The 24,561-nt window shown below is 54.3% G+C and carries 22 protein-coding genes; 8 read left to right on the top strand and 14 right to left on the bottom strand.

What is annotated here, in order from left to right:
* Positions 1-69 precede the first annotated feature (69 nt).
* The 5 genes from PLF13_00875 to PLF13_00895 form a co-directional block, all read right to left on the bottom strand.
* Entirely contained in the window at positions 70-1,671 is a 1,602-nt protein-coding gene (locus tag PLF13_00875) for a T9SS type A sorting domain-containing protein (GenBank protein HOP05820.1), read from the bottom strand.
* Positions 1,672-1,805: 134 nt separating this feature from the next.
* Positions 1,806-2,135 carry a DHCW motif cupin fold protein gene (locus PLF13_00880; protein ID HOP05821.1) on the bottom strand — a complete coding sequence of 110 codons (330 nt, stop codon included), beginning with the start codon at positions 2,133-2,135 and terminating at the stop codon, positions 1,806-1,808.
* Between the two features lie 344 nt (positions 2,136-2,479).
* Positions 2,480-4,108 carry a chaperonin GroEL gene (gene groL, locus PLF13_00885; protein HOP05822.1) on the bottom strand — a complete coding sequence of 543 codons (1,629 nt, stop codon included), beginning with the start codon at positions 4,106-4,108 and terminating at the stop codon, positions 2,480-2,482.
* A 20-nt stretch (positions 4,109-4,128) separates the two neighbouring features.
* Positions 4,129-4,422 carry a co-chaperone GroES gene (gene groES / locus PLF13_00890; GenBank protein ID HOP05823.1) on the bottom strand — a complete coding sequence of 98 codons (294 nt, stop codon included), beginning with the start codon at positions 4,420-4,422 and terminating at the stop codon, positions 4,129-4,131.
* Between the two features lie 594 nt (positions 4,423-5,016).
* Positions 5,017-5,640, bottom strand: coding sequence for a hypothetical protein (locus PLF13_00895; GenBank protein HOP05824.1), 624 nt, complete (start codon positions 5,638-5,640; stop codon positions 5,017-5,019).
* Between the two features lie 154 nt (positions 5,641-5,794).
* Between PLF13_00895 and PLF13_00900 the strand changes: the two genes are divergently transcribed.
* Positions 5,795-6,331, top strand: coding sequence for a hypothetical protein (locus PLF13_00900; GenBank protein HOP05825.1), 537 nt, complete (start codon positions 5,795-5,797; stop codon positions 6,329-6,331).
* A gap of 279 nt (positions 6,332-6,610) precedes the next feature.
* Here PLF13_00900 and PLF13_00905 read toward each other — a convergent pair whose 3' ends face one another.
* Positions 6,611-7,249 (bottom strand): DUF3365 domain-containing protein, encoded by a 639-nt coding sequence (locus PLF13_00905; protein HOP05826.1) that lies wholly within the window; start codon positions 7,247-7,249, stop codon positions 6,611-6,613.
* 228 nt (positions 7,250-7,477) lie between these two features.
* Here PLF13_00905 and PLF13_00910 point away from each other — a divergent pair, with 228 nt between their 5' ends.
* From PLF13_00910 to PLF13_00920, 3 genes are all read left to right on the top strand, one after another.
* On the top strand, positions 7,478-8,911 hold the full coding sequence (locus PLF13_00910; GenBank protein HOP05827.1) for a sodium/proline symporter: 1,434 nt from the start codon (positions 7,478-7,480) through the stop codon (positions 8,909-8,911).
* Positions 8,912-8,923: 12 nt separating this feature from the next.
* Entirely contained in the window at positions 8,924-11,290 is a 2,367-nt protein-coding gene (locus tag PLF13_00915) for a penicillin acylase family protein (GenBank protein ID HOP05828.1), read from the top strand.
* A gap of 272 nt (positions 11,291-11,562) precedes the next feature.
* Positions 11,563-12,459: a DUF4097 family beta strand repeat-containing protein gene (locus PLF13_00920; protein HOP05829.1), complete on the top strand. Its 897-nt coding sequence runs from the start codon at positions 11,563-11,565 to the stop codon at positions 12,457-12,459.
* Positions 12,460-12,544: 85 nt separating this feature from the next.
* Here PLF13_00920 and rpsA read toward each other — a convergent pair whose 3' ends face one another.
* The 3 genes from rpsA to cmk all read right to left on the bottom strand — a co-directional run bounded on the left by rpsA (position 12,545) and on the right by cmk (position 16,157).
* Positions 12,545-14,644, bottom strand: a complete 2,100-nt coding sequence (rpsA, locus tag PLF13_00925) for a 30S ribosomal protein S1 (protein HOP05830.1) — start codon at positions 14,642-14,644, stop codon at positions 12,545-12,547.
* Between the two features lie 167 nt (positions 14,645-14,811).
* Positions 14,812-15,453 (bottom strand): lysophospholipid acyltransferase family protein, encoded by a 642-nt coding sequence (locus tag PLF13_00930; GenBank protein HOP05831.1) that lies wholly within the window; start codon positions 15,451-15,453, stop codon positions 14,812-14,814.
* Positions 15,450-16,157 (bottom strand): (d)CMP kinase, encoded by a 708-nt coding sequence (cmk, locus tag PLF13_00935; protein HOP05832.1) that lies wholly within the window; start codon positions 16,155-16,157, stop codon positions 15,450-15,452. Before cmk ends, PLF13_00930 begins: the two co-directional genes overlap by 4 nt.
* A gap of 539 nt (positions 16,158-16,696) precedes the next feature.
* Here cmk and eno point away from each other — a divergent pair.
* Positions 16,697-17,995, top strand: coding sequence for a phosphopyruvate hydratase (eno, locus tag PLF13_00940; protein HOP05833.1), 1,299 nt, complete (start codon positions 16,697-16,699; stop codon positions 17,993-17,995).
* A 312-nt stretch (positions 17,996-18,307) separates the two neighbouring features.
* Here the strand turns inward: eno and PLF13_00945 are convergent, their stop codons facing one another.
* Positions 18,308-18,583: a hypothetical protein gene (locus PLF13_00945; protein ID HOP05834.1), complete on the bottom strand. Its 276-nt coding sequence runs from the start codon at positions 18,581-18,583 to the stop codon at positions 18,308-18,310.
* 90 nt (positions 18,584-18,673) lie between these two features.
* Positions 18,674-20,029, bottom strand: coding sequence for a PFL family protein (locus tag PLF13_00950; GenBank protein ID HOP05835.1), 1,356 nt, complete (start codon positions 20,027-20,029; stop codon positions 18,674-18,676).
* Positions 20,030-20,314: 285 nt separating this feature from the next.
* On the opposite strand from PLF13_00950, the gene PLF13_00955 reads away from it, so the two are divergent.
* The 3 genes from PLF13_00955 to PLF13_00965 are packed head-to-tail and all read left to right on the top strand — an operon-like array spanning position 20,315 to position 21,610.
* On the top strand, positions 20,315-20,629 hold the full coding sequence (locus tag PLF13_00955) for a hypothetical protein (protein ID HOP05836.1): 315 nt from the start codon (positions 20,315-20,317) through the stop codon (positions 20,627-20,629).
* A gap of 2 nt (positions 20,630-20,631) precedes the next feature.
* Complete coding sequence (locus tag PLF13_00960) at positions 20,632-21,174, top strand: toxin-antitoxin system HicB family antitoxin (GenBank protein HOP05837.1); 543 nt, start codon at positions 20,632-20,634, stop codon at positions 21,172-21,174.
* 4 nt (positions 21,175-21,178) lie between these two features.
* Positions 21,179-21,610, top strand: a complete 432-nt coding sequence (locus PLF13_00965; GenBank protein ID HOP05838.1) for a hypothetical protein — start codon at positions 21,179-21,181, stop codon at positions 21,608-21,610.
* Positions 21,611-21,835: 225 nt separating this feature from the next.
* On the opposite strand, the gene PLF13_00970 is transcribed toward PLF13_00965, so the two are convergent.
* From PLF13_00970 to PLF13_00980, 3 genes are all read right to left on the bottom strand, one after another.
* A complete protein-coding gene (locus tag PLF13_00970) occupies positions 21,836-22,156 on the bottom strand; it encodes an ACT domain-containing protein (protein ID HOP05839.1) in 321 nt (106 codons plus the stop codon).
* Between the two features lie 460 nt (positions 22,157-22,616).
* A complete protein-coding gene (locus tag PLF13_00975) occupies positions 22,617-23,168 on the bottom strand; it encodes a BMC domain-containing protein (protein HOP05840.1) in 552 nt (183 codons plus the stop codon).
* Positions 23,169-23,172: 4 nt separating this feature from the next.
* On the bottom strand, positions 23,173-24,495 hold the full coding sequence (locus PLF13_00980) for a 4Fe-4S dicluster domain-containing protein (protein ID HOP05841.1): 1,323 nt from the start codon (positions 24,493-24,495) through the stop codon (positions 23,173-23,175).
* Between the last annotated feature and the right edge of the window lie 66 nt (positions 24,496-24,561).

A 24,561-nucleotide genomic window follows, 5' to 3' on the forward strand; every position in this document is an offset into this window, starting at 1 on the left:
TTGAGTGTCACCGCTAAAGAAGCGGATTACCTAATGCTTTTTATCGGTCGTTCGGGGCCGAAATTCGGTCTATTTCATAAGAATCATTTTCTTCGTTTGCACGAATCCCTCGGTCGCGAGCCGGTAGAAGTACAGGCCGCTGGCTACGGGCTGACCGGCGCTGGTTCGTCCGTCCCATTCGACCTGGTGCGTTCCCGCCGACAGCGTTCGGCGGATATCATAAACAACCTGGCCGAGCAGATTGAACACCTCGAATGAGACTTCGGACTGGTGCGGCAGGTCGAAGCTCACCACGGTGACGGCGTTGAACGGATTGGGATAATTCTGACGCACTGCAAACTCCTGAGGGAGCCCGTCAGAGACCGTTCCGTCTACATCGAGGGGTACGCCGTCGACACCAACCACGTGAATCGTGCAATGCACCGAGTACTCGCCGATACCCTCGGAGCCAACCAGCAGCAGGTCGAAGTACTGACCAATGTCGGCGGTGTCGGGGACAAGGACCGCTTTGTAGAAGCGATACCCATCGAGACCGTAGGGGCCACCAACATGATAGTAGCCGACCGGTTCGGGTGTTAGAGTGAACAGCGTTTGACGAATCGTCTGGCAATCTTCTCCGAGGGCTTCGATGACCAGCTCCGTCTCTTGCGAGGCCGGAACATCAACGGTATCTCCGTCAGCAAATCCAAATGGATGCAGTCCGATCTCGTATCCCTCAACAGTAACCGCAAAACGACAGTTCTCATCGCCCGAGGTGCTAAGTGGTCCGTAGCTGGCGGCGATCTCTACCGGGTAGGTTTGATCGGCTGAGTCCGAACCCGGGAACCAGTGCCAATCTTCGCTGTAGACCACGCCCGGCCCCGAGACGAGGGTAAGTTCTATAAAACGGTTATCGCCCGGATAGTCGGGGTCTTCCGCAATGATCCGGCAGTCTATATGATTACAGACAACGGCCGTGGTATCCGACGGACAGACGGTAAATACCGGCATGGGATTGTCGCGAGTGTCGAATGCGTAAGCCCGAGTCCGACGTTGTTCATTCTGGATGAAGGCGAAGTAAACCACAAAGCGGGTTTCATCATCGTCGGCGGTCAGGTTCAGGACCAACTGGTCATCGACAAGCTGGATTGAACCGGCCGGCTCGGGCTCGATCTTGACGATTTCGACGATCGGTGTATCGCATGGGTCCTCATCGGTAAGCACAACGTCGAAGACCTGCGTACCGGGGGCATCGACGAAGAACACCGAGCCTTCGCCCTGGCCGTCGATGCTCATGTAGGGAGTATGATCTCCGGCAAATACCGAGAACCGGCAACAGTCTTCCGGCGGTGTGGTGTGCGGATCGGAGTTGCCGATGGAGGCGGCCACGACGATGTCGTACCAGCCGAAAAAGACCGAGTCGTCGATCGGTCGCCAGGACCAGAGACCAGTGCGCCCGTCCACCTGGCCGGGGCCTTCGATCAAGTGATAGCGGATATTGTTGTCGTTGGGATGGTCATGTTTGGGGTCGGTCGCGTGCAGTTGGTATTGGGCGACATCGCAGTGTAGTGTCAGAATTGTATCGGGGCAGTCCACGAAGACCGGGACGCGGTCATCCCCCAAAGCTGCAGCAACCAGCAACAAAAGAAGCGCTGCCGTCAGCGCCGGCAAAACCCGCATAGATATAGACATTTCTCGAACCCTCTCAGGCATGTACGATAGACTTGAAGTAATATAATAGCCGAACGATTTTTGTCAATGCCCCAGGTCCGCGCCCAGTGCGGGAAAAGGAGACTTCCCCCGGTCCGATATCGGTCACCGGGACGTTAGTCTACTATAAAAAGTTTCGCGCCGGTCGAGGTCGAAGATTGATGCAGGTCGATATTGTCGGCCACTTGATAGCTTACGCCGGGAGTAAGGACAAACTCGCGTCCATCCTGCAAACGTGTGTGTAATTCTCCCTCAAGGCAAAGGAGTATGTGACCCTTGGCACACCAGTGGTCGGCTTTGTAGCCGGGCGAGTATTCGACCATACGAACGCGGATCGTTCCAAACTGCCCGGTGCGCCAAAGTGCACGACCGGTTTCTCCCTTATGTTCTGTGGGTTCTATCTTTGACCAGTCGGTCACACCAAAAGGAATATCAGTCATCTGCATAAGTCACCATGCGTGTTATTACGTTCCATCAGTGATGGCCCAGTTCTGGGGGATTGTTAAAGAAGTTGTACGTATAGATATTCAGCAAACTACACCCATAATGCGGGCGACACAAGGCCGCCCGCTACGCGAGGTTACGACTCATTAACGCGTAGCGGCGGGGCTTGTCTCCGCCGCGATTGTGTTTTTTCAACAAACCCCTGGATACCAGGCGTGTCATCTCTATGATGTATGGATAACCACAGATCCAACATATAAAAAAGCCTTTGAGCCAAAGAAGAGGCCCGGTCGGGCGACCGGGCCTATATAGAGGCATAATATACGCAGGGTTAAGAGAGGATCTATTAGTACATACCACCCATGCCGCCCATGTCGGGAGGCATAGCCGGGCCCTTCTTTTCCTCCGGCTTGTCGACAATCACCGCTTCGGTGGTCAACAGCAGGCCGGCGATAGAGGCGGCGTTTTCAAGAGCAGTACGAGTAACCTTAGTCGGGTCGATAACACCGGCCTTAAGGAGGTCTTCGTAGGTGTCGGTCGCGGCGTTATAACCAAAAGCAGCTTTCTCGCCGAGAACCTTGTTGACCACCACGGAAGCTTCCATACCGGCGTTCTGAGCGATCTGCCGCAGCGGCTCTTCGAGCGACTTACGGACGATAGCAACGCCTACTTTTTCCTCATCCGTGCAATCGAGATTGTCAAGGACGTGCATGGTACGCAGCAGAGCTACGCCGCCGCCCGGGATGATACCTTCTTCGACAGCCGCACGCGTCGCGTGCAGAGCGTCTTCGACACGAGCCTTGCGCTCTTTCATCTCGGTCTCGGTGGCAGCACCGACGTTGATTACGGCCACACCGCCGGCCAGCTTGGCCAGACGTTCCTGCAGCTTCTCGCGATCGTAGTCGGAGGTGGTGTCTTCGATCTGCTTACGGATCTGTGCGATACGACCCTTGATATCTTCCTTGTTGCCGGCGCCCTCGACGATGGTAGTGTTGTCCTTGTCGAGCACGACCTTCTTGGCGGTACCGAGGTCGGACATCACGGCGTTTTCGAGTTTGAAACCGACTTCTTCGGAAATAACCTTACCGCCGGTCAGCACGGCGATATCTTCGAGCATAGCCTTGCGGCGATCGCCGAAGCCCGGAGCCTTGACGGCGCCGACTTTGATGGTGCCGCGCAGCTTGTTGACCACCAGTGTCGCGAGAGCTTCGCCCTCAACGTCCTCGGCGATAATCATCATCGGCTTACCGGTCTGAGCCACTTTTTCCAGAATCGGCAGAAGATCTTTCATGGAGCCGATCTTCTTATCGTGAATCAGAATGTAAGGATCTTCGAGAACCGCTTCCATGTTGTCGGGATCGGTCACGAAATACGGCGACAGATAACCGCGATCGAACTGCATACCTTCGACCACTTCAAGTGTAGTCTCGGCGGTCTTGGATTCTTCAACGGTGATAACGCCGTCGTTGCCGACCTTCTCCATCGCCTCAGCGATAAGGTCACCGATAACGCGATCGGAGTTGGCGGAAATAGTGCCGACCTGGGCGATTTCATTCTTACCGGAAACCGGCTTGGACATGGCTGCGATTTCGGCGTTGACGGCCTTGACGGCGGCGTCGATACCACGCTTGATCGACATCGGGTTGGTGCCGGCGGTCACGTTCTTGAGACCTTCGCGATAAATCGCCTGAGCGATAACGGTCGCCGTGGTGGTGCCGTCACCGGCCACGTCGGAAGTCTTGGAGGCGACTTCTTTCACCATCTGGGCGCCGATATTTTCGAAAGCGTCTTCCAGTTCGATTTCCTTGGCTACGGAGACACCGTCCTTGGTGACGGTCGGTGAACCGAATTTGCGATCGATAACGACATTACGACCTTTGGGACCGAGGGTCACCTTGACCGCATCGGCCAGCTTATCCACGCCCAGCTTCAGCTTGGCGCGAGCTTCGGATTCAAAATCTATAAGTTTCGGCATGGCTTAACGCTCCTGCATGATTAGCTGTTGGTGATGACGGCGAAAATGTCGGACTCACGCATAATGAGATACTCTTCGCCCTCGATCGAAACTTCGGTACCGGAGTACTTACCGTACAGGACCCGGTCACCCTTCTTGACCTCGACCGGCACCACGGTGCCTTCTTCAGTCCGACGACCCGGACCGACTTCGATGATCTCGCCTTCCATCGGCTTTTCCTTGGCGGTATCCGGAATGATGATGCCGCCCTTTTTGACCTCGACCGCCTCAAGCGGCTTGACCACGACGCGGTCAGCAAGCGGTTTTACCTGCATTTTGAGACTCCTGTTTGAGTGGTTCTATATCTGTTTAATTTTGCTATCTTTATTGAGACCTTATGGTCTTTTTCACTTCTGCTTCGCTGGAGCCTGCTCTTATTAGCACTCACTTTCAGCGAGTGCTAACAGTATAGTTAAACACTGGTATTGTCAAGAGGTTTCCATAGATATTCTATGTTTTTTGATAATTTTTACGGAAAACGGCAGACCGTGACGCCATCGCTTAATGCATTGATTTATAACCATTTATGGCTATCAGCAAAGTCGCCCAGAAGCAACGGCACCGAAAATGACTGCCATTTTGGCGTTATGACGACAGCTCGACACCACGTATCGCGTGATCCCCGCGATCCCGCGATATAGCTATCGCTCCGAGATTGGATCTCAGGTCAGGATCCTTGTGGTTTACAGTCCCGACATTGTACGGAAAGTCTTCCTGAGACCTGCCGGGAAATAGAAAATCGAAATGCCAGGTTGCAAGCAACCTGACCTACTTGTGCTTTTTCAACAAAACCCGGACAGGTGGGCCACCGGATATCGGCGCAAGAAGAGCGAGACAAACTGAGGGATGTTTGCCGTTCATCAACGTTGTTAGTTGGAAATCTCCCAGCAGTGCGGGCCGTCCCAGGTGGGGTATTGAGTCACTTCGTTGACCACCCACTTCCACTTGTAGCTGGGAGGCCGGTAACAGGAATCAAGACAGACATGCTTGCCCGCATAGCTGCTGTTGATCGGACCGATGTCGATCGTCAAGGCCACCTCGTCAAAACCGTTGGGAATCCCGGATGCTTGCATTATCGAGGCGCCGAATGCAACCGTATCAACTCCCATCCCGTCCGCCGAGGAATACTGGATAGCTACCACGAGATCGAATTCCTCCTTACCAATCGTACCGGTAGTGTCCATCGAAGTACTCCCCCACTGAGCGCCATCGGGAGAATAAATGCGGAAACCGTTGGTCATGCCCCTGACATAGCTGCCGTAATCGTTGAGCACCTTGAGGCTCAGGGTGATCGTTCGTCCGCTGGGAATTTTCCCGCCCGACAAACCGCTTACACCGTACAAGGAGATATTTTTAGTCGGATCGGGATGAGAGTCGACAACCGTGTCATTGCCGCCGTTGGACGACCCGGTGCCGTTGTCGTCATCGTTGCCGCAGGCCGGACCGAGACAAAGCAGGGACAGGCCAAAGATAATCATCAGGATAGATTTCATTCAATTCTCCGAGTTAAGGCATAACAGTGATTTAAGATAGTCCAAAGATCCGTTTCTGTCAAACGAACCGCGGTACAGACTTGCTCCATTCGGGACCGTTACCTATGTTTTATTGTATCATAGACAAAACCGTCAAAATGAAAGACGCCGCGATATGACCCAAGATGAAGACTCACAACCGACCCGAGACTTATCAATCGGTAATCTGATCATAACGGTAGGGCCGATGCTGCTCTGTATCGTCCTGGCGATCGTAACGTTCTACTACAAGGGGCAAATGGACGAGGCCAACAGCAATCTGGCGTCCTCATATTTTCGCAATCGCGCTCTGGAGGACGATGTTCGTCGCTTGCGGGCGATGGTCAACACGTTCGAACATCCGCCGCTGCAGCTCGAACCGACGCTGACTTCGCTGGAGCTGGCTACTCTGCAGAAGCAGGGATTCGAGGATCCTTACCATGATATCGCCAGTGACCTCGTCACCAATCCAACGTTGCTCAACGCTGAGGGCATCCCGGTGCAGTTGATCGACATTGCTTCTGAGGACGACACCTGTATTCTCAGTCCCAACCGAGCGCTGGCATATTATGAGGGTGAAAATGGTCTGGGACGGTTGTTGTTGAGTTATGATATCGGAAAAAACAATCGCATTACCTGGCGGATTCTGGAGAATTGGGCGCCGGAAGGGTAGGCGTTAACAGGCGGCAAGATCGCAGTTACACAGTCAGGATTGGCTGGTCTCACCTGCCCTGCTCAATTCGCTAATCCCACCCGAGGGGTGGGGCACCAAGCCTCCAGCGGACAGGATTTCGACAGTCATGCAGCGTCAGGACCGCAAGGGTCCTGACCTACAAATCTCAGGGAAGGACGCGGAGCATCCAAGAAACCAGCCATTCCGACGTTCCGCCGCAGAGCGACGGAACGAGGGAGAAACATGTAGACCACCGGTTCCCGCAACAAACGGGTAACATTAAAGCGAGTCGGTCTTCAGACTCTCTACCCAGACCTTAGCCTCGGGCCATTTCATGTCAACCACGAACATGCCCCGAATATCTCCGGGAGCATAACCGGTGGCGGCATCGTCCGGATAAAACTTAGCCAGAGCCTCAGGTACTCCCTTAGCCAGTTGATCGGCCTGACCATGACAGCCAAGGCACATCAACTCGGTTCTTATCCCGCTATGATAGGAATACCATTCTCCCCCCTTGCGGTTATGCCAAATACCTTTTGACAGATCAGTTCCTTTTGGAATAGTGGCAAACTCTTTCAGAATGGCCAGTTGAACACTGTCGGCGGCATCTTTCGGATTGCGGGCTTTATCACTGACACGGCGGATGCCGAGAACGCCTTCTTTGGAAAATTTCGCCGCCAGCTCCGGAGCTTTTTGGCCGCATACCTGTATCGCATACTCCGGGCCGCCCTCGACCATCGCCTTGCGCAATTCGGCCTTGAGTTGCGCCGAGTATTGTTGAATAACGGATATCGCCGCCGATTGAGCCTCTACTTCCATTTTATCACGGGCTACCTGATCGGCGCCGGTTTTGTCCGCTTCCTTGGAACAAGCCAACAGAACCAACAGCATCGAAACAGCGATTAGTACGGACCTCATTATGCCTCCTTGGTCGGGTTGAATACGCCAAGTATACATAGTCGACCGAGCCCGGGCAAGTCCGGAGGCGGCGGGGGCAAGCTCCGCCGCTGTGTGTCATTGATCGCATACACAACGCCATCGACGGTCCATCTTCTCTCGTGGATTATATTGTTGATTATGACGCCTTCCGCTCTACCTTGAGACAGGTCCAAAAAACTTCCGATTATTCAGGCCCCAGGAGCGTGTATGGACAACAACACCGTCTTGATTATTTCATTCCTCGTTTATTCGCTGGGGATCGTAGCGTTCGGTCTCTATTCGACCAGCCGTCGCAAACAGACGGATGACGATTTCGTTCTCGCCAATCGCGAACTCGGTCCCTGGGCCTCGAGCCTTTCGGCCTCGGCCAGTTCCGAGTCGGGCTGGGTAATGCTCGGTCTGGTAGGTGAGGCTTACGCCTACGGTCTTTCGGCCATCTGGATCATTCCCGGTATCGCAGTCGGTTACCTGTTCAACTGGTTCGTGCTGGCCGATCGCCTGCGAGTGAGCACCAAACAGTCGGGAGCAGTGACACTCACCCAGTTCATTGCCAGTCGTTTCGGGGAAAAATCCGCGATGGTGCGAGCAATTCCGGTGCTGATCATCACGGCTGCGATGCTAGGTTACGTGGCAGCTCAGATGAATGCCGCCGGGAAGGCATTCGATGCCGTATTCGCTCTTCCCTATCATTGGGGTGTTCTGGCGGGAGCCGCGATCATCATGGCTTACACTATCACCGGCGGTTTTCGCGCCGTGTGCTGGACGGATATCATACAGGCGAGTTTTATGGTGATCGCATTGCTTTTCATGCCGGTCATCGTTTTTGTCAAACTCGGTAGTTTCACGGCGGTTGGGGATGCGTTGCGAGCGGCCGACCCCGCTCTTTTAACCTGGTCTTCAGGCAAAGCGGGACTGGCCGGACTGGGATTCGTGGTCGGTCTGCTTGGCATCGGACTCGGTTATCCCGGACAACCGCACATCCTGTCGCGTTTCATGGCCGCACGTGATATGAAGGTTGTCAAAAAAGCCGGGATGATCGCATTCGGCTGGTTTATTCTCGTCTACGCCGGAGCGATTTCGTTCGGGTTGTTTGCCCGAGCCTATTTTGGAGAAATTGCCGACCCGGAGCAGGCCCTGCCATTGGCGGTGGGCCAGTTCCTTCCGGCAGTGCTGGGTGGATTCGTCATTGCCGCCATAGTCTCGGCGATCTGCTCCACGGCCGACTCGCAGTTAATCGTGGTATCCTCGACCATCTCGCGCGATGTGATCCCGCTTTTTCGCAAAGGCAAAGCCGATTTCGCAAGAACCCAACTCATCGATCGCTGGGTTCTGGTGATCCTGGCGATTCTTTCGGTGTTGTTCGCCTTGACCGAAAATCGTATGATTTTCACCTTCGTGCTTTATGCCTGGTCGGCGATGGGAGCGGCGTTCGGGCCGGTGGTCATTTTAGGTTTGCTTTGGAAACGAACCACTCGTGCCGGAGCGGTGGCCGGAATGATCGTCGGCGCCGTGGTGACGGTGATCTGGAAAGAAACCGCGGTCCTAAAAGCTGCCCTGTATGAGTTAGTCCCGGCATTCGTGCTGGCGTTTTTAACGGTAGTAATCGTGAGCCTCCTGACGCAGGAAGGCCGCGAAAAATAATAAGGAGTTCGCTTGAGTCCTGCCAAGAAATTCATGCGACTGGTGCTGATTGGCCTGGTCGGAATGATTGTCGGTGTGGTTGTCGCCGCGTACGGATTGCTTCGTCTCTCCGTTCCCCCGGATGAAGGTGTTCTGGTAACCGCCGGTCTGCGCGACACAGTCGAGGTTACGTTCGACGCTCGTGGCATCCCGCAGATCTGGGCCAACAACGAACACGATGCGTTGTTCGCGTTGGGACGTCAGCATGCCGCCGACCGGATGTTTCAGATGGATCTGATCAGGCGGGTGGCTCAGGGACGGTTGTCGGAAACACTAGGGAGTATTACTATCGACCTGGACCGACAACAACGAGCGATCGGGCACGGACGTATCGCCGCCGCTTATCTGGATAAACTCGACCCAGCGGTACGCGATAAAATACAGGCTTACGTCGACGGCATTAACTCATATCGCCTTACCTGCCGGGCGATGCCGTTCGAGTTTCGTCTTCTTCCGACCGATTTCGAGGCCTGGACCGTTTATGACTGTCTCAGCATCCTTTCCTTTCAAACCTGGTTCTCGAACGCGTTGATGAGTCGCGATGAATTCGCGCGGGAACTGACGGAAAAAGTCGGTCCCGAACGAGCCGCCGAATTGCTGCCGATCTACCCCGATGACGCCCCGACGTCAGTTCCCGAAGAAACCAGGCTCGGCAACCTGGATACTCCTTACCCCGGTCGCACGGCAGAGCAACCGATGCCGTCGTTCAGTTTGATTCCGACACCCTGGCGAATGAGTGAGGCCTCGAACGCCTGGGCCGTGAGTCCGGCAAAAAGCGTCGGCGGAGCAGCGATGCTCGCTTCCGATCCGCATCTTGAAATAAACCGGCTGCCGCAATTCTGGTACGGCGCAGGTTTGCATATCGGCGACAGTGTCGGCGTTTTGGGTATTACCGTACCGGGGATGCCTTATTTCGTGATGGGACACAACGGCCGTGCGGCATGGGCGTTTACGGTTGGCGGGGTCGATGTGGTCGACTACTATGCGGAGCAACTCAATCCTGACAACGTCCATCAGTATCTCACACCGCAGGGGTTCGTGGATTTCGAGATATTCGTAGATACGTTCGCCGTAGCCAACGACGATAGTCCGGTAATCGAATCGACTCTGGTATCGTGTCACGGACCGGTAGTGTTCGATTCCACCAACACCAACGAAGTCTACACTCTCCATTGGGCGGGTTATGATGTTGACCTGGCCGATGCGGCTCGGGCCGGTTTTGAGTTGAGTGCCACCGCCTCGTTTGACCAGTTCCGACATACGGTGGTGCGTTTCGGGGCGCTCGATGCCGCCTGGATTTACGCCGACAGCAGCGGTAATATCGGCTATCAACTCGGGACACCGATTCCGCAACGGCCTTCCGGGGCAAACGGTCTTCCTCTTGAAGGCTGGCTTGATGATATCGCCTGGTCGGCTTACACCTTGCCACCGGATCAAACCCCGCACGTTGCCAATCCGGCCTGCGGATTTCTTGCATCGTGCAATAATCTCAGCACCCGTGCTATAAAAATTCCCGGTAATTACGCCTCAGATCGGATCAGGCGCATTACGGCGCTTCTGTCGCAGTCCGAACAGGTAAGCGCCGAAGACATGCGCCGGATGCAATTGGATCGCACCGACCTCGGTCTGCTTAAATGGTCGCAACGACTGGCGGATGTCATGCCGTTCGTGGATTCGGCAGTGCTGGCCAAAAAGGTGTACAACTGGAACGGCGTGGTCGATACCTCGGACCAGGTTGCGCCGCTGGTATTGGACTTCATCGATGCCCTGAAAGAAAAACTCTACGGCGATGAACTGGGGGACCTGGCATCGGAAGTACCCACAGCATTACTCGACCGTCAGTTCAACAATTACTATGACTCCATCTCAATAATTATCGCTCAGGGCTTGAACCACCGCTTGCAAGGTGCTTCGCTGGTTGCAGCCGAAAAAGCCCGGGAGCAATACGATGGGCGTACGATGGGTGAGCTTCAAACGCTCGCCATGCGTCATCCCATGGCGGTCGTGCCGTTAATCGGAAGCCTGCTCGATTTATCGCACGGCCCCTGGCCCTGGCCCGGTTCTGCCGGAACTCTCAACGCTTCGTTCTCGTTTGACAACCCGGACGGAACCTATCGGGTCGTAGTGGGGCCAAGCTGGCGTTTCGTAATCGATTTCGCCCGAATTGACAGCGCCTCCTTCGTGCTCCCGGCCGGCAACTCCGGCAATCCGATGAGCGAGCACTTCTTTGACTTTTTCGAGGATTGGCGCGAAGGGCGTACGTGGACGGTGCCATTTTCACGACCGGCCGTCAGGGCTCGTGCGGTCTCCGTGCTCACCCTCACCCCGACCGGTGATTGAGCTTCCGCAGGCGCAACCTGCGGCTCTCCGATTCGTATATTCGAATTAAACAGAAGTGCGGTGAAATCAGCCGAGACCGGCGAGTACGGGTGTGTTGAAGAAGTTGAAAGCCCCGACATTTGGTAAGACCTGTTCGTAAAACGGGCGATATCAAGCGGCTCGCTTTGTAATACGGGTTTTGTAAAAGCATAGCAGGGACTTGTCTCCACCGCTAAAAGCATTTTCAACATACCCGACTCAGACGCGTCTCCGCTGCAGGCAGGAGGTCAATAATGAATTTGATACGGATTATCGTGTCGGGACTGACATTCGTTTTATCAGTTGTCTCGGTAGTGATGGCAGCGGATATCGAAAAAACCTTCCCGGCCAAGGAAACGGTTAATGTCAACACGGTCAGCGGTGATTGCCGGATAGAAGTCTGGGACAAAAACGAGATCCGGGTAGAGATTGTCGATCAAATGCGCCCCGCCGATAGCTGGGAACCGGTTTTCAGAGAGCTGTCAAGTTCGATTAAAATGACCGAGGAGCATTATGAATCCAACCGGGGACGAATTATCTGGACGATCTACGTACCGCAGGGAACAGAAGTCCGGTTCTCGACCGCTTCCGGAGATATGGAGATTCGTAATCTCAAAGGTGATGTCGATATCGAGACTGCCTCAGGTGATATAGCGATGTATGGATGCAAGGGAGAAGTTGATATCAATACCGCCAGCGGCGACATCAACATCGAGGAGATCACCGGTCGTCTCGATGTGTCAACGGCTTCGGGTGATATCGACATAACCGGCCTGAGTGGACTGACCGACATCTCAACAGCCTCAGGCGATATCGACATCGAAGATGCCCGGCTCAGTGAGTCATCGTCATTCAGTACCGCTTCGGGTGATGTCATAGTCAGTTTGGCTGAAAAGCCAACCGGAGACATTGAGGTCTCTACAGCATCCGGCAACGCAGCCATCGAATGCAACGGACACGAATTGACCGGCACGGTTGAAATGTATGCCCACTATCGTAGCGGGGATATCGATACCGATTTTGATCTTGGTAAAAAACGCGTGATCCGGCGCGACGGTGACAAATGGAAATTCCTTACCGGCGTACTGGGCAGCGAGGATCCTTTAATCGTAATAAGCACCGCCAGCGGCCGGGCTGAGTTGAACAAATAGCGCAGGGATATCAGGTATAAAGAAAACCGGCGTCCTTGACAAACAGGGGCGCCGGTTTTTTGTAATCAAAGATAGTTCCGACAGGTTACTCGGATTTCTCCTCCGAGTCGGATTTGTCGGATGCCGGAGGTTCTTCGCTGGTCTTCGGTTCCTCGGGCTGAGGTTGCGAGACCTGGGAAGCCAAAGCACGGAGTTCGGCCGGCATGGCGTCTTCCATCGCGGTAGTCTTCGGCGGATCGGGCAATCTCGGTCGTTCCGGCTCACGCGGAGTCGAATCCTCGACCGGGGCTGCTTCGGCCTTCGGCTGTGGCTTCGGCGGTTCCGAATCACCCTTCTCCCGCTTGCGGTAGTAAGCGGCCTCGGACAGGATCACCTTGCGCTGACCTTTGTCGAGTTCGATTACCTGTAGAGGAATCGAGTCACCCTCTTTGGGTCCCTCTTCTCCTTCACCGCCCTTGCGAGCAAGCTGAGCCATCGGCACGAACCCTTCGACATCACCATCGAGGTCAACCACAACGCCACGGTCGAGCACTTTCGTGATCGTACCGAGGCAATCGCCGCCGACCGAGTATTTCTTGGCGATCTCTGGCCACGGGTCATCCATCAGCTGTTTGTAACCAAGCGAAATGCGGCGATTTTCATGGTCGATCTTGAGAATCTTCACATCGACCTTATCGCCCTTCTTCATCACCTCGGACGGGTGCTGAATACGCTTGGTCCAGGACATATCGGAAATATGTACCAGGCCATCGATCCCTTCTTCCAGCTCCACGAAAGCGCCGAAAGCGGTCAGGTTGCGCACCTTGCCGGAGACAATCTGACCCGGAGGGTATTTATCTTCGATAGTGGCCCAGGGATCGGGCTCCATCTGCTTGATACCCAGCGAGATTTTTTCGTTCTCTTTGTCCACCGAGAGAACGATCGCTTCGACCTGGTCGTTCACGTTCATGATCTTGGACGGGTGCTTGATGTGCTGTGTCCAGGACATCTCGGAGATGTGGATAAGCCCTTCGACACCCTTCTCCAGCTCGACGAATGCACCGTAATCGGTGATCGAAACCACACGACCGGTAACCTGTCGACCGAGCGGATATTTCTGCTCGATGTTCTCCCAGGGATACGGGGTCATCTGCTTCAGACCAAGCGAAATACGCGAGGTCTTCTCGTCGAAGTCGAGAATCTTGACATCGATCTTCTCGCCGAGATTGACCATCTCGGAGGGGTGACGAATCCGGCCCCATGACATATCGGTGATATGCAGGAGTCCGTCGACACCGCCCAGGTCGATGAAAACGCCGAAGTCGGTAATGTTCTTGACCACACCCTGACGGATCTGGCCGACACCGATTTCGGAAAGCAGAGCGGCTCGCATCGTCTCGCGCTTTTCTTCGAGCACGATTCGACGGGAGACAACGATGTTGCGGCGGGTCTTGTTGATCTTGATGATCTTCAGGTCCATGTTCTGACCGATGAGGGCATCGAAATCAGGAACCTGACGCAGAGCCACCTGAGAGCCGGGCAGGAAGGCATCGACGCCCATGACGTCGACTACGAGTCCGCCCTTAATACGACGGACAACAGTGCCCTGGATCTGGTCACCGCTGTCGTGCACGTCGCGGATTTTATCCCAGACGCGCATAAAGTCGGCTTTCTGCTTGGAGAGAATCAACTGACCGTTGGAGTCTTCGATCTCCTCCAGGAAAACCTCGATTTCATCTCCGACCGCAATGTTTACCGGCGTGGGAAACTCGCCGATCGAGATGATACCTTCGGACTTGAACCCGACATCGACGATCACATCGTCGCGAGTCACGCCCATCACCGTTCCGGTGACGACTTCACCTTCCTTGATGTCCTTGATAGTGGAATCATACATGTCGACCATGGAATTCCATTCATTGACATCGTAAACGACGCCGGAGACATCGGTGATTTTAACGGCTTCGACTTCTTCTACCTCGTGCGGAGCGGGCATGGTTGACCGGGCTTTGGCCTTTTCCAATACACGCTTGTGACGATCGGTTAGAACTCGTTCCGCTTGTTGGGTGTCTAACTGCTCACGATCGACCTCATGGACCTCAACCTGCTTGGTCAGCTTGGTCTTGGCTTTCTTGGTCTTCTTAGCAGCGCCTGCCTTACGTTTTGACACCTTGGCAGTGGTTGTGGGTTTGTTGGCTTCCGCCATTGATGTAATGAGAACCTCCTTACGAGCCTCCGACAGTTTTTGATTTTTTCCCGAACGGGAAAACTATCGGAGAGCCAACGGCCAGACATCAGCGGCCGCAGCGGCTCATATAGATAACAAAAAACTTCGGAAAGACAAGTTCTTTCTGAGTTTTTTAGTCTACTTTTTTAGTCGGTTTTTGCCGGTAACTGCTTGAGTTCGAGGCGCTCGGCTTTAAGGGCGCCAATACGCTCCATAACCGCCTCAGCCAGAGCCTGATAACCTTGTTTGTCGGCGCTGTAAGCAGCCACCTCATCGGCGGTTATCGGTTTGCCGTAGGTGATGCTCATCCGATCACGACCGAAGAAACAGGCACTAAGATGATTGGAACCGTGGATATAGGCCGGGACTATCGGGCAACCGGCCCGAACGGCAACCATGCCGATACCGGGTTTGGCCGACAGGAACTTGTCCCCTTTGGAGCGAGTGCCTTCGGGGAATATCGTTAACGCTTCTCCCCGTTCGAGCACTCCCAGGCACATTTCAAGAGCGGCTCGGTCGACGGCGCCGCGTCTGATGGGCAAAGCGTTGGTGCGGCGAATGATCCCGCCAAAGAGCTTATTCTTGAACAGCTCCTGTTTGGCCATGAAATAAACCTCACGCTTGAAGAAACTGCCCGACAGCGGTGGGTCAAAATAGGAGAGGTGGTTGGTGGCGAGGATAAACGGACCTTCCGCCGGGATGTTTTCCGTACCGCGAATACGAATGCGGAAAAGAATCTTGAAGATAAGCCAGGTCAGCGACTTACCGGTATAATAGAGAATTTTCATGACGTCTTCAGCGACTTGAGAATCAACGTCAGAATACGATCAACTTGCTCATCGATTGAGAGATTGGTAGTGTCGACCACAAAGGCATCCTTGGCCTGCTTGAGCGGTGAATGGGCGCGATTGGAGTCGTATTTATCCCGGCGGCGAATGTCGGCTTCCTGTTCTTCAAGCGTGGTAGTAAACCCTTTACGGGTCAACTCCAACAGGCGGCGTTGAGCCCGCTCGCGGACAGTGGCATCGAGATAGATTTTGAAATCGGCGTTGGGGAATACGACCGTGGTGGTATCGCGGCCTTCGGCAACAATCGATCCCTTGCGGGAGATTTCACGCTGCCGAGCCACCATCGCCTCGCGAACACCGGGATGAGCCGCGACTTCGGAAACATCGCGGGTAACTTCGGGAGTGCGAATAGCTTCGGTAACGTCTATGCCGTTGAAAAACACCCGGTTGACACCATCGGTCGGCTTGAATTCGAGCGGGACTTTCCTGGCCACCTGAGTCAGACTGGTTTCATCGAAGGGAGGAATGCCATTTTGTAGGGCAAACCAGGTCAAGGCTCGATACATCGCTCCGGTATCGAGATAGATATACCCCAGGCGTTCAGCCAAGGCCTTGGCGGTGGTTGACTTACCGGCTCCGGCCGGGCCGTCGATGGCGATTACTTTCCCTTTGAGCTTGGAAAGGTTGAGTGGCCGTGAATTCATGCCGCCATGTTATAGCGGAAGGTCCTAAAAGGCAACGGATTTCTGATTCCGCCCTCGGACCACATATAAGTAGGGGCCGGTCGGAGCCGGCCCCTGGCCAGTTGTTCTTTAAATCCACTGACCGAGATCTATAAAAGATCCGAAATTCAAACAGGTACACGAATATATAACAAATTTCGTGCCGACAACTATCGTATTGTATGGCAACACCTTAACGTAACACGGGCACTCCCGGATTATGGCGCACAACCCATAGGACTTGTTGAAAAACCCCACTGTCTAGCATAAAGACAGGGAGACACATCCCCCTGCTTATGCGATTTAAGGCTCTGATTTCGCATAGCGGGCAGCCTGGTGTCGCTCCTACCGTAGTTGCATTCGTTTGAAATTGCTGGTAGACGACTTCCGTAACAAATCCATAACGTGGGGTAGTTGGCTCAACCCAAGAACGACAACAGCACAACATTTATAAGTTGAAATGAGAATTGGGAGCGGATAAGTTTCCGATCAAAACAGACACATTGACGAAAGGAATCATCATGTCCGATTTTGATTATATCCATGCAAGACAGATTCTCGACAGTCGCGGTACGCCGACAATCGAGGTCGATGTCTGCCTGACCGACGGCACTCTGGGTCGTGCGGCGGTTCCCTCGGGAGCATCGACCGGCGCTCATGAAGCGGTGGAATTACGCGACGGCGACAAGGAGGTTTTCTTCGGCAAAGGAGTTACCAAGGCGGTAACCAACGTCAACGAGAAAATCGGCCCGGCCCTGATACAGAACGATGTCGATCCGTTCGATCAGGTTTCCCTCGATAATTTCATGATCGAGCTGGACGGCACCGAAAACAAGGGCAAGCTCGGCGCCAACGCCATTTTGGGGGTTTCGATCGCGACGGCCAAGGCGGCGGCGGAATCGCGCGGGCGGTTTTTGTACGAATATATCGGCGGTTGTAATTGCAAAATGCTGCCGGTGCCGATGATGAATATTCTCAACGGCGGCAAACACGCCGACAACAACGTCGACCTGCAGGAGTTCATGATCATGCCGGTCGGCGCGGAGAATATCAGACAGGCGCTTCAGATGGGAGCCGAGGTGTTCGGGCATCTTAAAAAGGTGCTCGCCTCCAAGGGCTACAACACGGCCGTCGGCGACGAGGGTGGTTTTGCTCCGGATCTGAAGTCCAACGAGGAGGCGCTCGAGGTAATCATGCAGGCAATTTCCAAGTCCGGTTATAAAGCGGGCAAGGATATCATGCTGGCGCTCGACCCGGCCTCTTCTGAATTCTACGACGCCAAGAAAAAAGTCTACGACCTCAAAGCCGAGGGGAAAAAGCTCTCGTCCGACGAGATGATTGATTTCTACGAAGGCCTGGTGAAAAAGTATCCGATCATTTCGATTGAGGACGGCCTTGCCGAAGACGACTGGGAAGGCTGGCAGAAGTTCACTGCGAAAATGGGTGGTCTGATTCAGATTGTCGGCGATGATCTGTTCGTGACCAATCCCAAGCGGCTCGCCCGAGGTATCGCCGAGAAATCGGCCAACTCGATTTTGATCAAGCTGAATCAGATCGGCACCCTGACCGAGACGCTCGATGCCATCCAGATGGCCCAGAAGGCCGGGTTCACAGCGGTGGTGTCACATCGCAGCGGTGAGACCGAGGACGCCACGATCGCCGATGTGGTCGTTGCGACTTCGGCGGGACAGATCAAAACCGGATCGATGTCGCGTTCGGATCGGCTGGCCAAGTACAACCAGTTGATTCGGATTGAGGAGACAATCGGCGGCCGGGCGGTCTATCCGGGATTGGGGGCGTTCTATAATCTGAAGAAATAGGAAAGACAGACTCGATATCTGCATTACTCCGATATCCACTGATGTGCCGTCAGGCGTCTCTGCCTGACGGCTTTTTTTGTGGTCCTGGATGATTCGGGGACCGGTGGTCCACCCGTCCGCGCATTGTCGAAACTTCGCTTCGCGATCCGCCTTCGGCGGACAGGAGTTTCGACCTACTCAAGATGGCGAACGTCGGTGGTCTACCCATCCACGGGTGGGGTATTGAGTCGTTGAGGCATTCTCAAACCGTTGAAGGGGTATCGGGTTATTCTGAGAACATCGCCCTGAGCGCTGTTCTCGCAGGAACCCGACCTACGACTGCCGGAGAAAAAGGACGACTGCGATCAGGGCTGCGCTTACGACAGATAGCATGATCATTACCTTTTTCTTGCGGAGTTCGAGATAACGCTCCTCGTCGAGATAGAAACGACCGGGCTGTATTTCTACCAGCACACCGAAGCGCATGAAGCGACGAATGCGCCAGCCATTGATCGTCCCGGAAGTATCCAGCTCGATCGTGCAGCCGGGATGAACAGCGCCAGCTCGGCGCAGGGCACGGATGATTTTCTTGTCCGTGCGGATAACCATAACGGCAACAATGAAAATTATCGGCCCGAATATATACGTGGCTTGCATGGGGACATGTAACATGGGGCACAATCGGCCCCACATGTTGTGTTAATTCTTAATCCCGCCGCTGGGGGCCGGGATGCGGCCGCCGCGTAAAATGAAATTGCGAGACGAGAACTTGCTCACCGGCTGGATCGGAGCAGTGCCCAACAGACCGCCGTATTCGGCCGACTGCCCCACCATCTTGCCCGGCACCGGAATGATGCGCACGGCGGTGGTTTTATGGTTCACGACACCGATAGCGCATTCATCGGCGATAATCCCGGCGATGGTTTCGGCCGGAGTATCACCCGGCACGGCCACCATGTCGAGACCGACCGAGCAAACCGCCGTCATGGCCTCGAGCTTTTCGAGCGACAGCGCCCCCGCCTCGACCGCCCGGATCATACCGGCGTCCTCGGACACGGGAATGAACGCTCCGGACAATCCGCCGACATACGACGAGGCCATAAGGCCCCCCTTCTTGACGGCGTCGTTGAGCATCATCAACGCCGCCGTGGTGCCGTGGCAACCGCAGCGTTCGACGCCGATTGCTTCGAGAATGTCGGCGACCGAGTCGCCCTCGGCCGGAGTCGGCGCAAGCGAAAGATCAATGATGCCAAACTCCACACCGAGACGCTCGGAGACTTTGCGACCGACCATCTCCCCCATGCGGGTAACCTTGAAAGCCGTTCGTTTGATTACCTCAGCCAGCGCGCCGAGATCGCATTGTCCGGCTCGTTTGATGGCGTTAAGAACGACACCCGGCCCGGAGATACCGACGTTGATGACCGTCTGCGGCTCACTGATACCGTGGAACGCTCCGGCAATGAACGGATTATCCTCGACCGCGTTGGCGAACACAACCAGCTTGCAGCAGCCGATAGCCTGGTCGGTTTTTTCGGCGAGAGCCTTGATGATATGAGCCATTTTGGCGATCGCGTCCATGTTGATCCCGGCCAGAGTCGAGGCTACGTTAATCGAGCTGCAGATTCTCTTGGTCGAGGCCAGAGCATCCGGAATCGACTCGATCAGATTCTTATCGCCAATCGTCATCCCTTTCTGCACGAGGGCGGAATAGCCCGCGAGATAGTCGATACCCAACTCGGCAGCGCAGGCATCGAGTGTCTCGGCCACCTCGATGAAGGTACCGATGTCGTGTCCGTCGGCCACGACGGAGATCGGAGTGACGGCGATACGTTTGTTGGCGATCGGGATGCCGAATTCGGCGGACACGGTTTCGACCGTCTTAACGTGATTCTCGGCCACCGTCAGCAGACGCTGGCGGATGTTGGCGCAGAGGGTTTTCGGATCGGGGTGGGAGCAGTCGCGCAGGGAGACCCCGAGGGTTACGGTGCGGATATCGAGGTGCTCCACCTCGGTCATGTGTATGGTTTCGATTATTTCATTAGGATCGTAGGTCATATTTCTCTCCGGCTTTATGACGGATATATAAGGAAATCACCGCCCAAGAGCCATCAAAATCGGGCATATAGAGTAATTTGATACAAACAACAGACAGCGCAAAACATACAAACAATTGTATCGCAACACCATATGTGACAGACCGCTGATACATTAAGACACAAAAAAAGATGAACAATTGTAATGATTGCTTCGTTAAGGCTATTGACAGAACAAATAATGATACTATATTTGATATCATGCTAATGTTGATATTGTTCTTGCCGACAACTGTATGGGTGGGACTTGGTAGACACGAATCAGCTAAAATCAGAATTTGACAAGTTCTACAACTCCGGCAAGAAGGAGTTAGAATTGAAGCCCATAGAGAGACTGATGGTCACTGAGTTGGGAGTTCAGCTAATTGCGACGAAGAAAGGGCACGGCTCGGAAAGAAAATACTTCCATCCGATTCTGAAACAGATGGGCCAATCCGGACATTTTACCGTTCATACGATTCACGGAAAACACAGAGACAAGCCCATGATCAGGAGACTTGATTACAGGAAGTTCCTTTATCCACACATTGAAGCCATCATTTACATGACGCAAAGAGGATAGATGTGAAACACAACAGACACCATTTGGAGTACTACCTGCGACTGGACTACGATGTTCGGATTAAGCGGGTTGAGGACGATGGCGATTTCATTTACATGGCGACTGCGCTGGAGTTAGATGAAGCCGCAATTTATGGTGTAGGTACTACTAAACCGGATGCTCTCCAGTCTTTCGAAGGATTGAAGAATGAGATGTTTGAATACTACTATGAAAACAACATCCCTATTCCAGAGCCAAGAAGAGAGAGTGTTGTCCAGAGAAGCGGCAAATTCATGGTGCGGACGTCCCCAGCAACTCACAATCACCTTTATGAGTTAGCCCAATCAAACAACCAGAGTTTGAACGCACTCGTCAATTGCATCTTTGAACGGTATACAACTGCAGCGCTTTTGACAGATAGATTCGTGGAAATGGCCGAGCGAGCGAACTCAGAAGCGGCGCTGATCGTACCTAGATCATTCAAGGACATATATTCAGCCGCTCAGCCGGGGAGCAAATTCAGTAGCAAGGGCGCGTACGATGAGACCAATACAGAAGCAGCATAGCCTCGTGGAACAGGCCAAGAAGAAGATCGCGCCAGCAGAGTATGCGACGCTATTGGAGTGTGTCGAGTTGGGCAACATCTATCTCAAGGAGGTTAGGTCAACCCTGCATCGCCATGAGATCGGCAATCGGCCGGAGTTCCAGTTTAAGGAAGACTACCAGGTGATAGAGCACAACGACAATCACGCACTGATTGAGGTAGCCTACACCGTTAAGACCAGGAACGGACGATCGAATATCGCCACCATTCAGGCGAAGTACCACGTTAGGCTCACGACATCCAAATTGATCCCAAGCGAGTTCTTCCACCTCTACTCGCAGTATTCCCTTCCTCTCCAAACGTTTCCCTATTATAGGGAGTTAGTGGACTCCCATTTCACGAAGATGGGTTTGCCACGCTTGCTTCTTCCCCTTCGTAAGTTCCTAGTGCGCGGTTGAACCGAAGCGGCGGACTATAGGAGTAGCCGCCCATGGGACGAATGCGACTCTGCAACAGGGGCAAACCGGGAGGTCTGCCACCCACGAAGTCGGGAAGAGTCAACTCAAGGCCCGACCGTAAGGGCTGCCGCCCACGGGAAGCGCTACACATCCCACCCGTGGACGGATGGGCCACCGAGACTTGCCGACTGCGGGTATCAGCCGACAGGTGTTCCGAACTAGAACTCATATCCGATGCATGTACTTGAAAATATCCTCGTGCATGACGTAGACCTTCATGCCGAACTGCGCCTCGGCCGCGGCCAGGCGGTCGCGCAGAGCGGCGAAGTCGACCTTGCAGTTGTCAATGTTGATCACCATGATCATGCTGAAAAACTCCTGCATTAACTTCTGGGAAATATCCTCGATACTGCATGAGTTCTCGCTCAACACCTGGGTCAGGGCCGCCACGATACCGGGGCGATCCTTGCCAAAGGCGGCTACGATGATGCGGGTGCCGTCGGAGCGTTCAATCTGCTCGTAAAGCCCGCCGCGGTCGGCAATCATCGCTTCGTCCGGCGGCAGAACCCTGGGCGGCAGCGACGGTTGAGGCATCTGTGGTTGGCCGGTCGTGGAAGAAGACCTCGGGACCTCGCAAGTTACGCCTTTAATGTCCGGATTTCCCTGCTGAGCTTTCATCGCATCGACTACCCGATCGACTACCTGTCGCAGTGTTTTGGCGTCGAGTTTAGCGCCGACTCTTCCGGCGACGATTTCGGTTATTTTGCCTATTTCAAAGTCCGAAAGTGACATTATCGCGTCCTATATCAAACAGTGCGTTTTTTTCGTTTTCGTGCGGGTGGCCCACCTTTCAGGTGGGTTTCCCAAACCGGAACGACTCTCCACGTCGCCCCTGCGGAAGCAGGGGCCCATCTTTGTCTTTCAAGATGGATTCCCGCCTTCGCGGGAATGACATTCAGATGCCAATATTTCGTTGTAGAAACCACAGGGGTTTCGACCTACAGGTTCACAAAATATCCCGCAGCAGTTCCGGTCGCGGTGAGGGGATCACGACCGTGTTGACCAGCATACCCTCACGCGAGATAACTTCTTCGGCAGCGGTGACCGCGGACCGTACCGCTCCAACGGCGCCGGTCATGGTAAAAAACGCCTTGCCGCCAAGCGCCATGGCCAGACGAACCTCAATAAGTTTCACCTCGGCCGCTTTGGCCGCCGCATCGGCGCCCTCAATCAGTGCGGCAACCGAAAACGATTCAACAATACCGAGGGCATCGAGTTTCTCAACTCCGGTCGAGCCGGACATAGCCAGGAAAACATCGGGATGAACGTTCGGAATAATAAATGTCCCGATCACTGCCTCCCGGGCGAACAACTCACCGTCGGCAACGGCCGATTTGACCGCCTGCACATCTCCCGCGACCAGGTTCATATATTTACCGCTGCAAATCGTTCGGCTGATCACGAGATCGACCGCAGCAGCCTTGACCATGGCATCCGCCGATCCGATCCCTTTGGCAATCGAGCTGTATTCGATGAGTCCTATCGCGTTATATTCCATATTTTCATTCCGCCTCAATAGTTATCGAATCGTTGACTGCGGTCACTTTGCCGCTGATCGAGGCATGCAACTCAGCCCCTAGTTTCCCCTCGGGAATAGTTCCTATCTTTTGTCCCAAACTAACCTGCTCCCCCACTGCCACCAGCGGCTCACACGGTGCGCCGAAGTGTTGCTTAAGCGGCAACACCACTCGAGTCGGATGATATTCTGCCTCGCGGTAAAGCGCCGGACGGTTGTAAGACACCAGATCCAGCTTACGTATCAGCTTCTTGATCGAGATTTTACGATGCGCCTGCATCGGATGAGCTTTAAGCGGCCGGTCGGGTGGTGTGTAAGGGAGCTCTTTGAGCTTGATATTGGTCTTGCTGCGGACGCAGGCCTGCTTGGGATCGAGGCCTTCGGGACAGGAGAAAAGCGAGCAGAGATTGCATTCGCAGCAGTTGACGGCAAATTTGCTCCAGTAGTCGGCTTTCTCACCGGCGAATCCCAAAGTACGCATGACCTTGTGCGGTTCTATTTCATACCCGAGCAAATAGCGCGGACAAAATTCGGTGCAATAAGTGCATTGATCACAAGCCGACTGGCCGATTTTTTTGATCTCCGATATCGACTGGTTGCGCCGCCGGATCAGATAGTGATCCGAAGGCAGAACGATATACCCGCCGGTCAGCTTGGTAACGGGCGCTTTGAGGTTAGTCTGAAGTCTTCCCATCATAGCTCCGCCTTCGAGAGCCGTAACCTCACCCGGTACGGTCGACCCACCGGCCATTTCGAGTACTTCACCGAACGTAATACCAATAGGGACTCGAAGCGTCACCGGTTCTTTCACCGCTCCCGTCACGGTAAGGAACTTTTCGGTGACCGGCACTCCTAACTGAGATAAAGCGACGTTGAGCAACGTTTCGACGTTGGACACGATACAACCGATATTAACCGGATAACCGCCGTAGGGGATCAAACGCCCGGTGGCCTCATAAACGAGGACGTATTCATCACCGGCCGGGTAATAGTCACCCATCTGGAATATCTCGTGACGGGTACCGCCGAAGAGCTGTTTGAATTGGCCGATTACTTCGACATTCTTGGCTTTGATCCCGAGAATCGAACGAGTAGCACCGGTCGCTTCGGCTACCGTTTCCATGCCTTTTTTCACCTCACCGGTGAAAAGCCGCATTAACTCCTTGTCCTTATAGAGCAGGGGTTCGCATTCGGCGCCGTTGGCCAGGAGTATCTCTACTTGAGTGTTGTATTTAACATGGGAGGGGAATCCGGCGCCGCCGGCGCCGATCACACCCGCTTCTTTGACTTTTTCAACAATGGGATGCATGCAGTTCCTTGCGCGCTAAACGAACGATTTATCGTGTCCGATAATTACGGACTGCTCGGGCGGCAC

It is taken from the genome of Candidatus Zixiibacteriota bacterium, assembly GCA_035380245.1.
Lineage (GTDB): Bacteria > Zixibacteria > MSB-5A5 > GN15 > FEB-12 > DAOSXA01.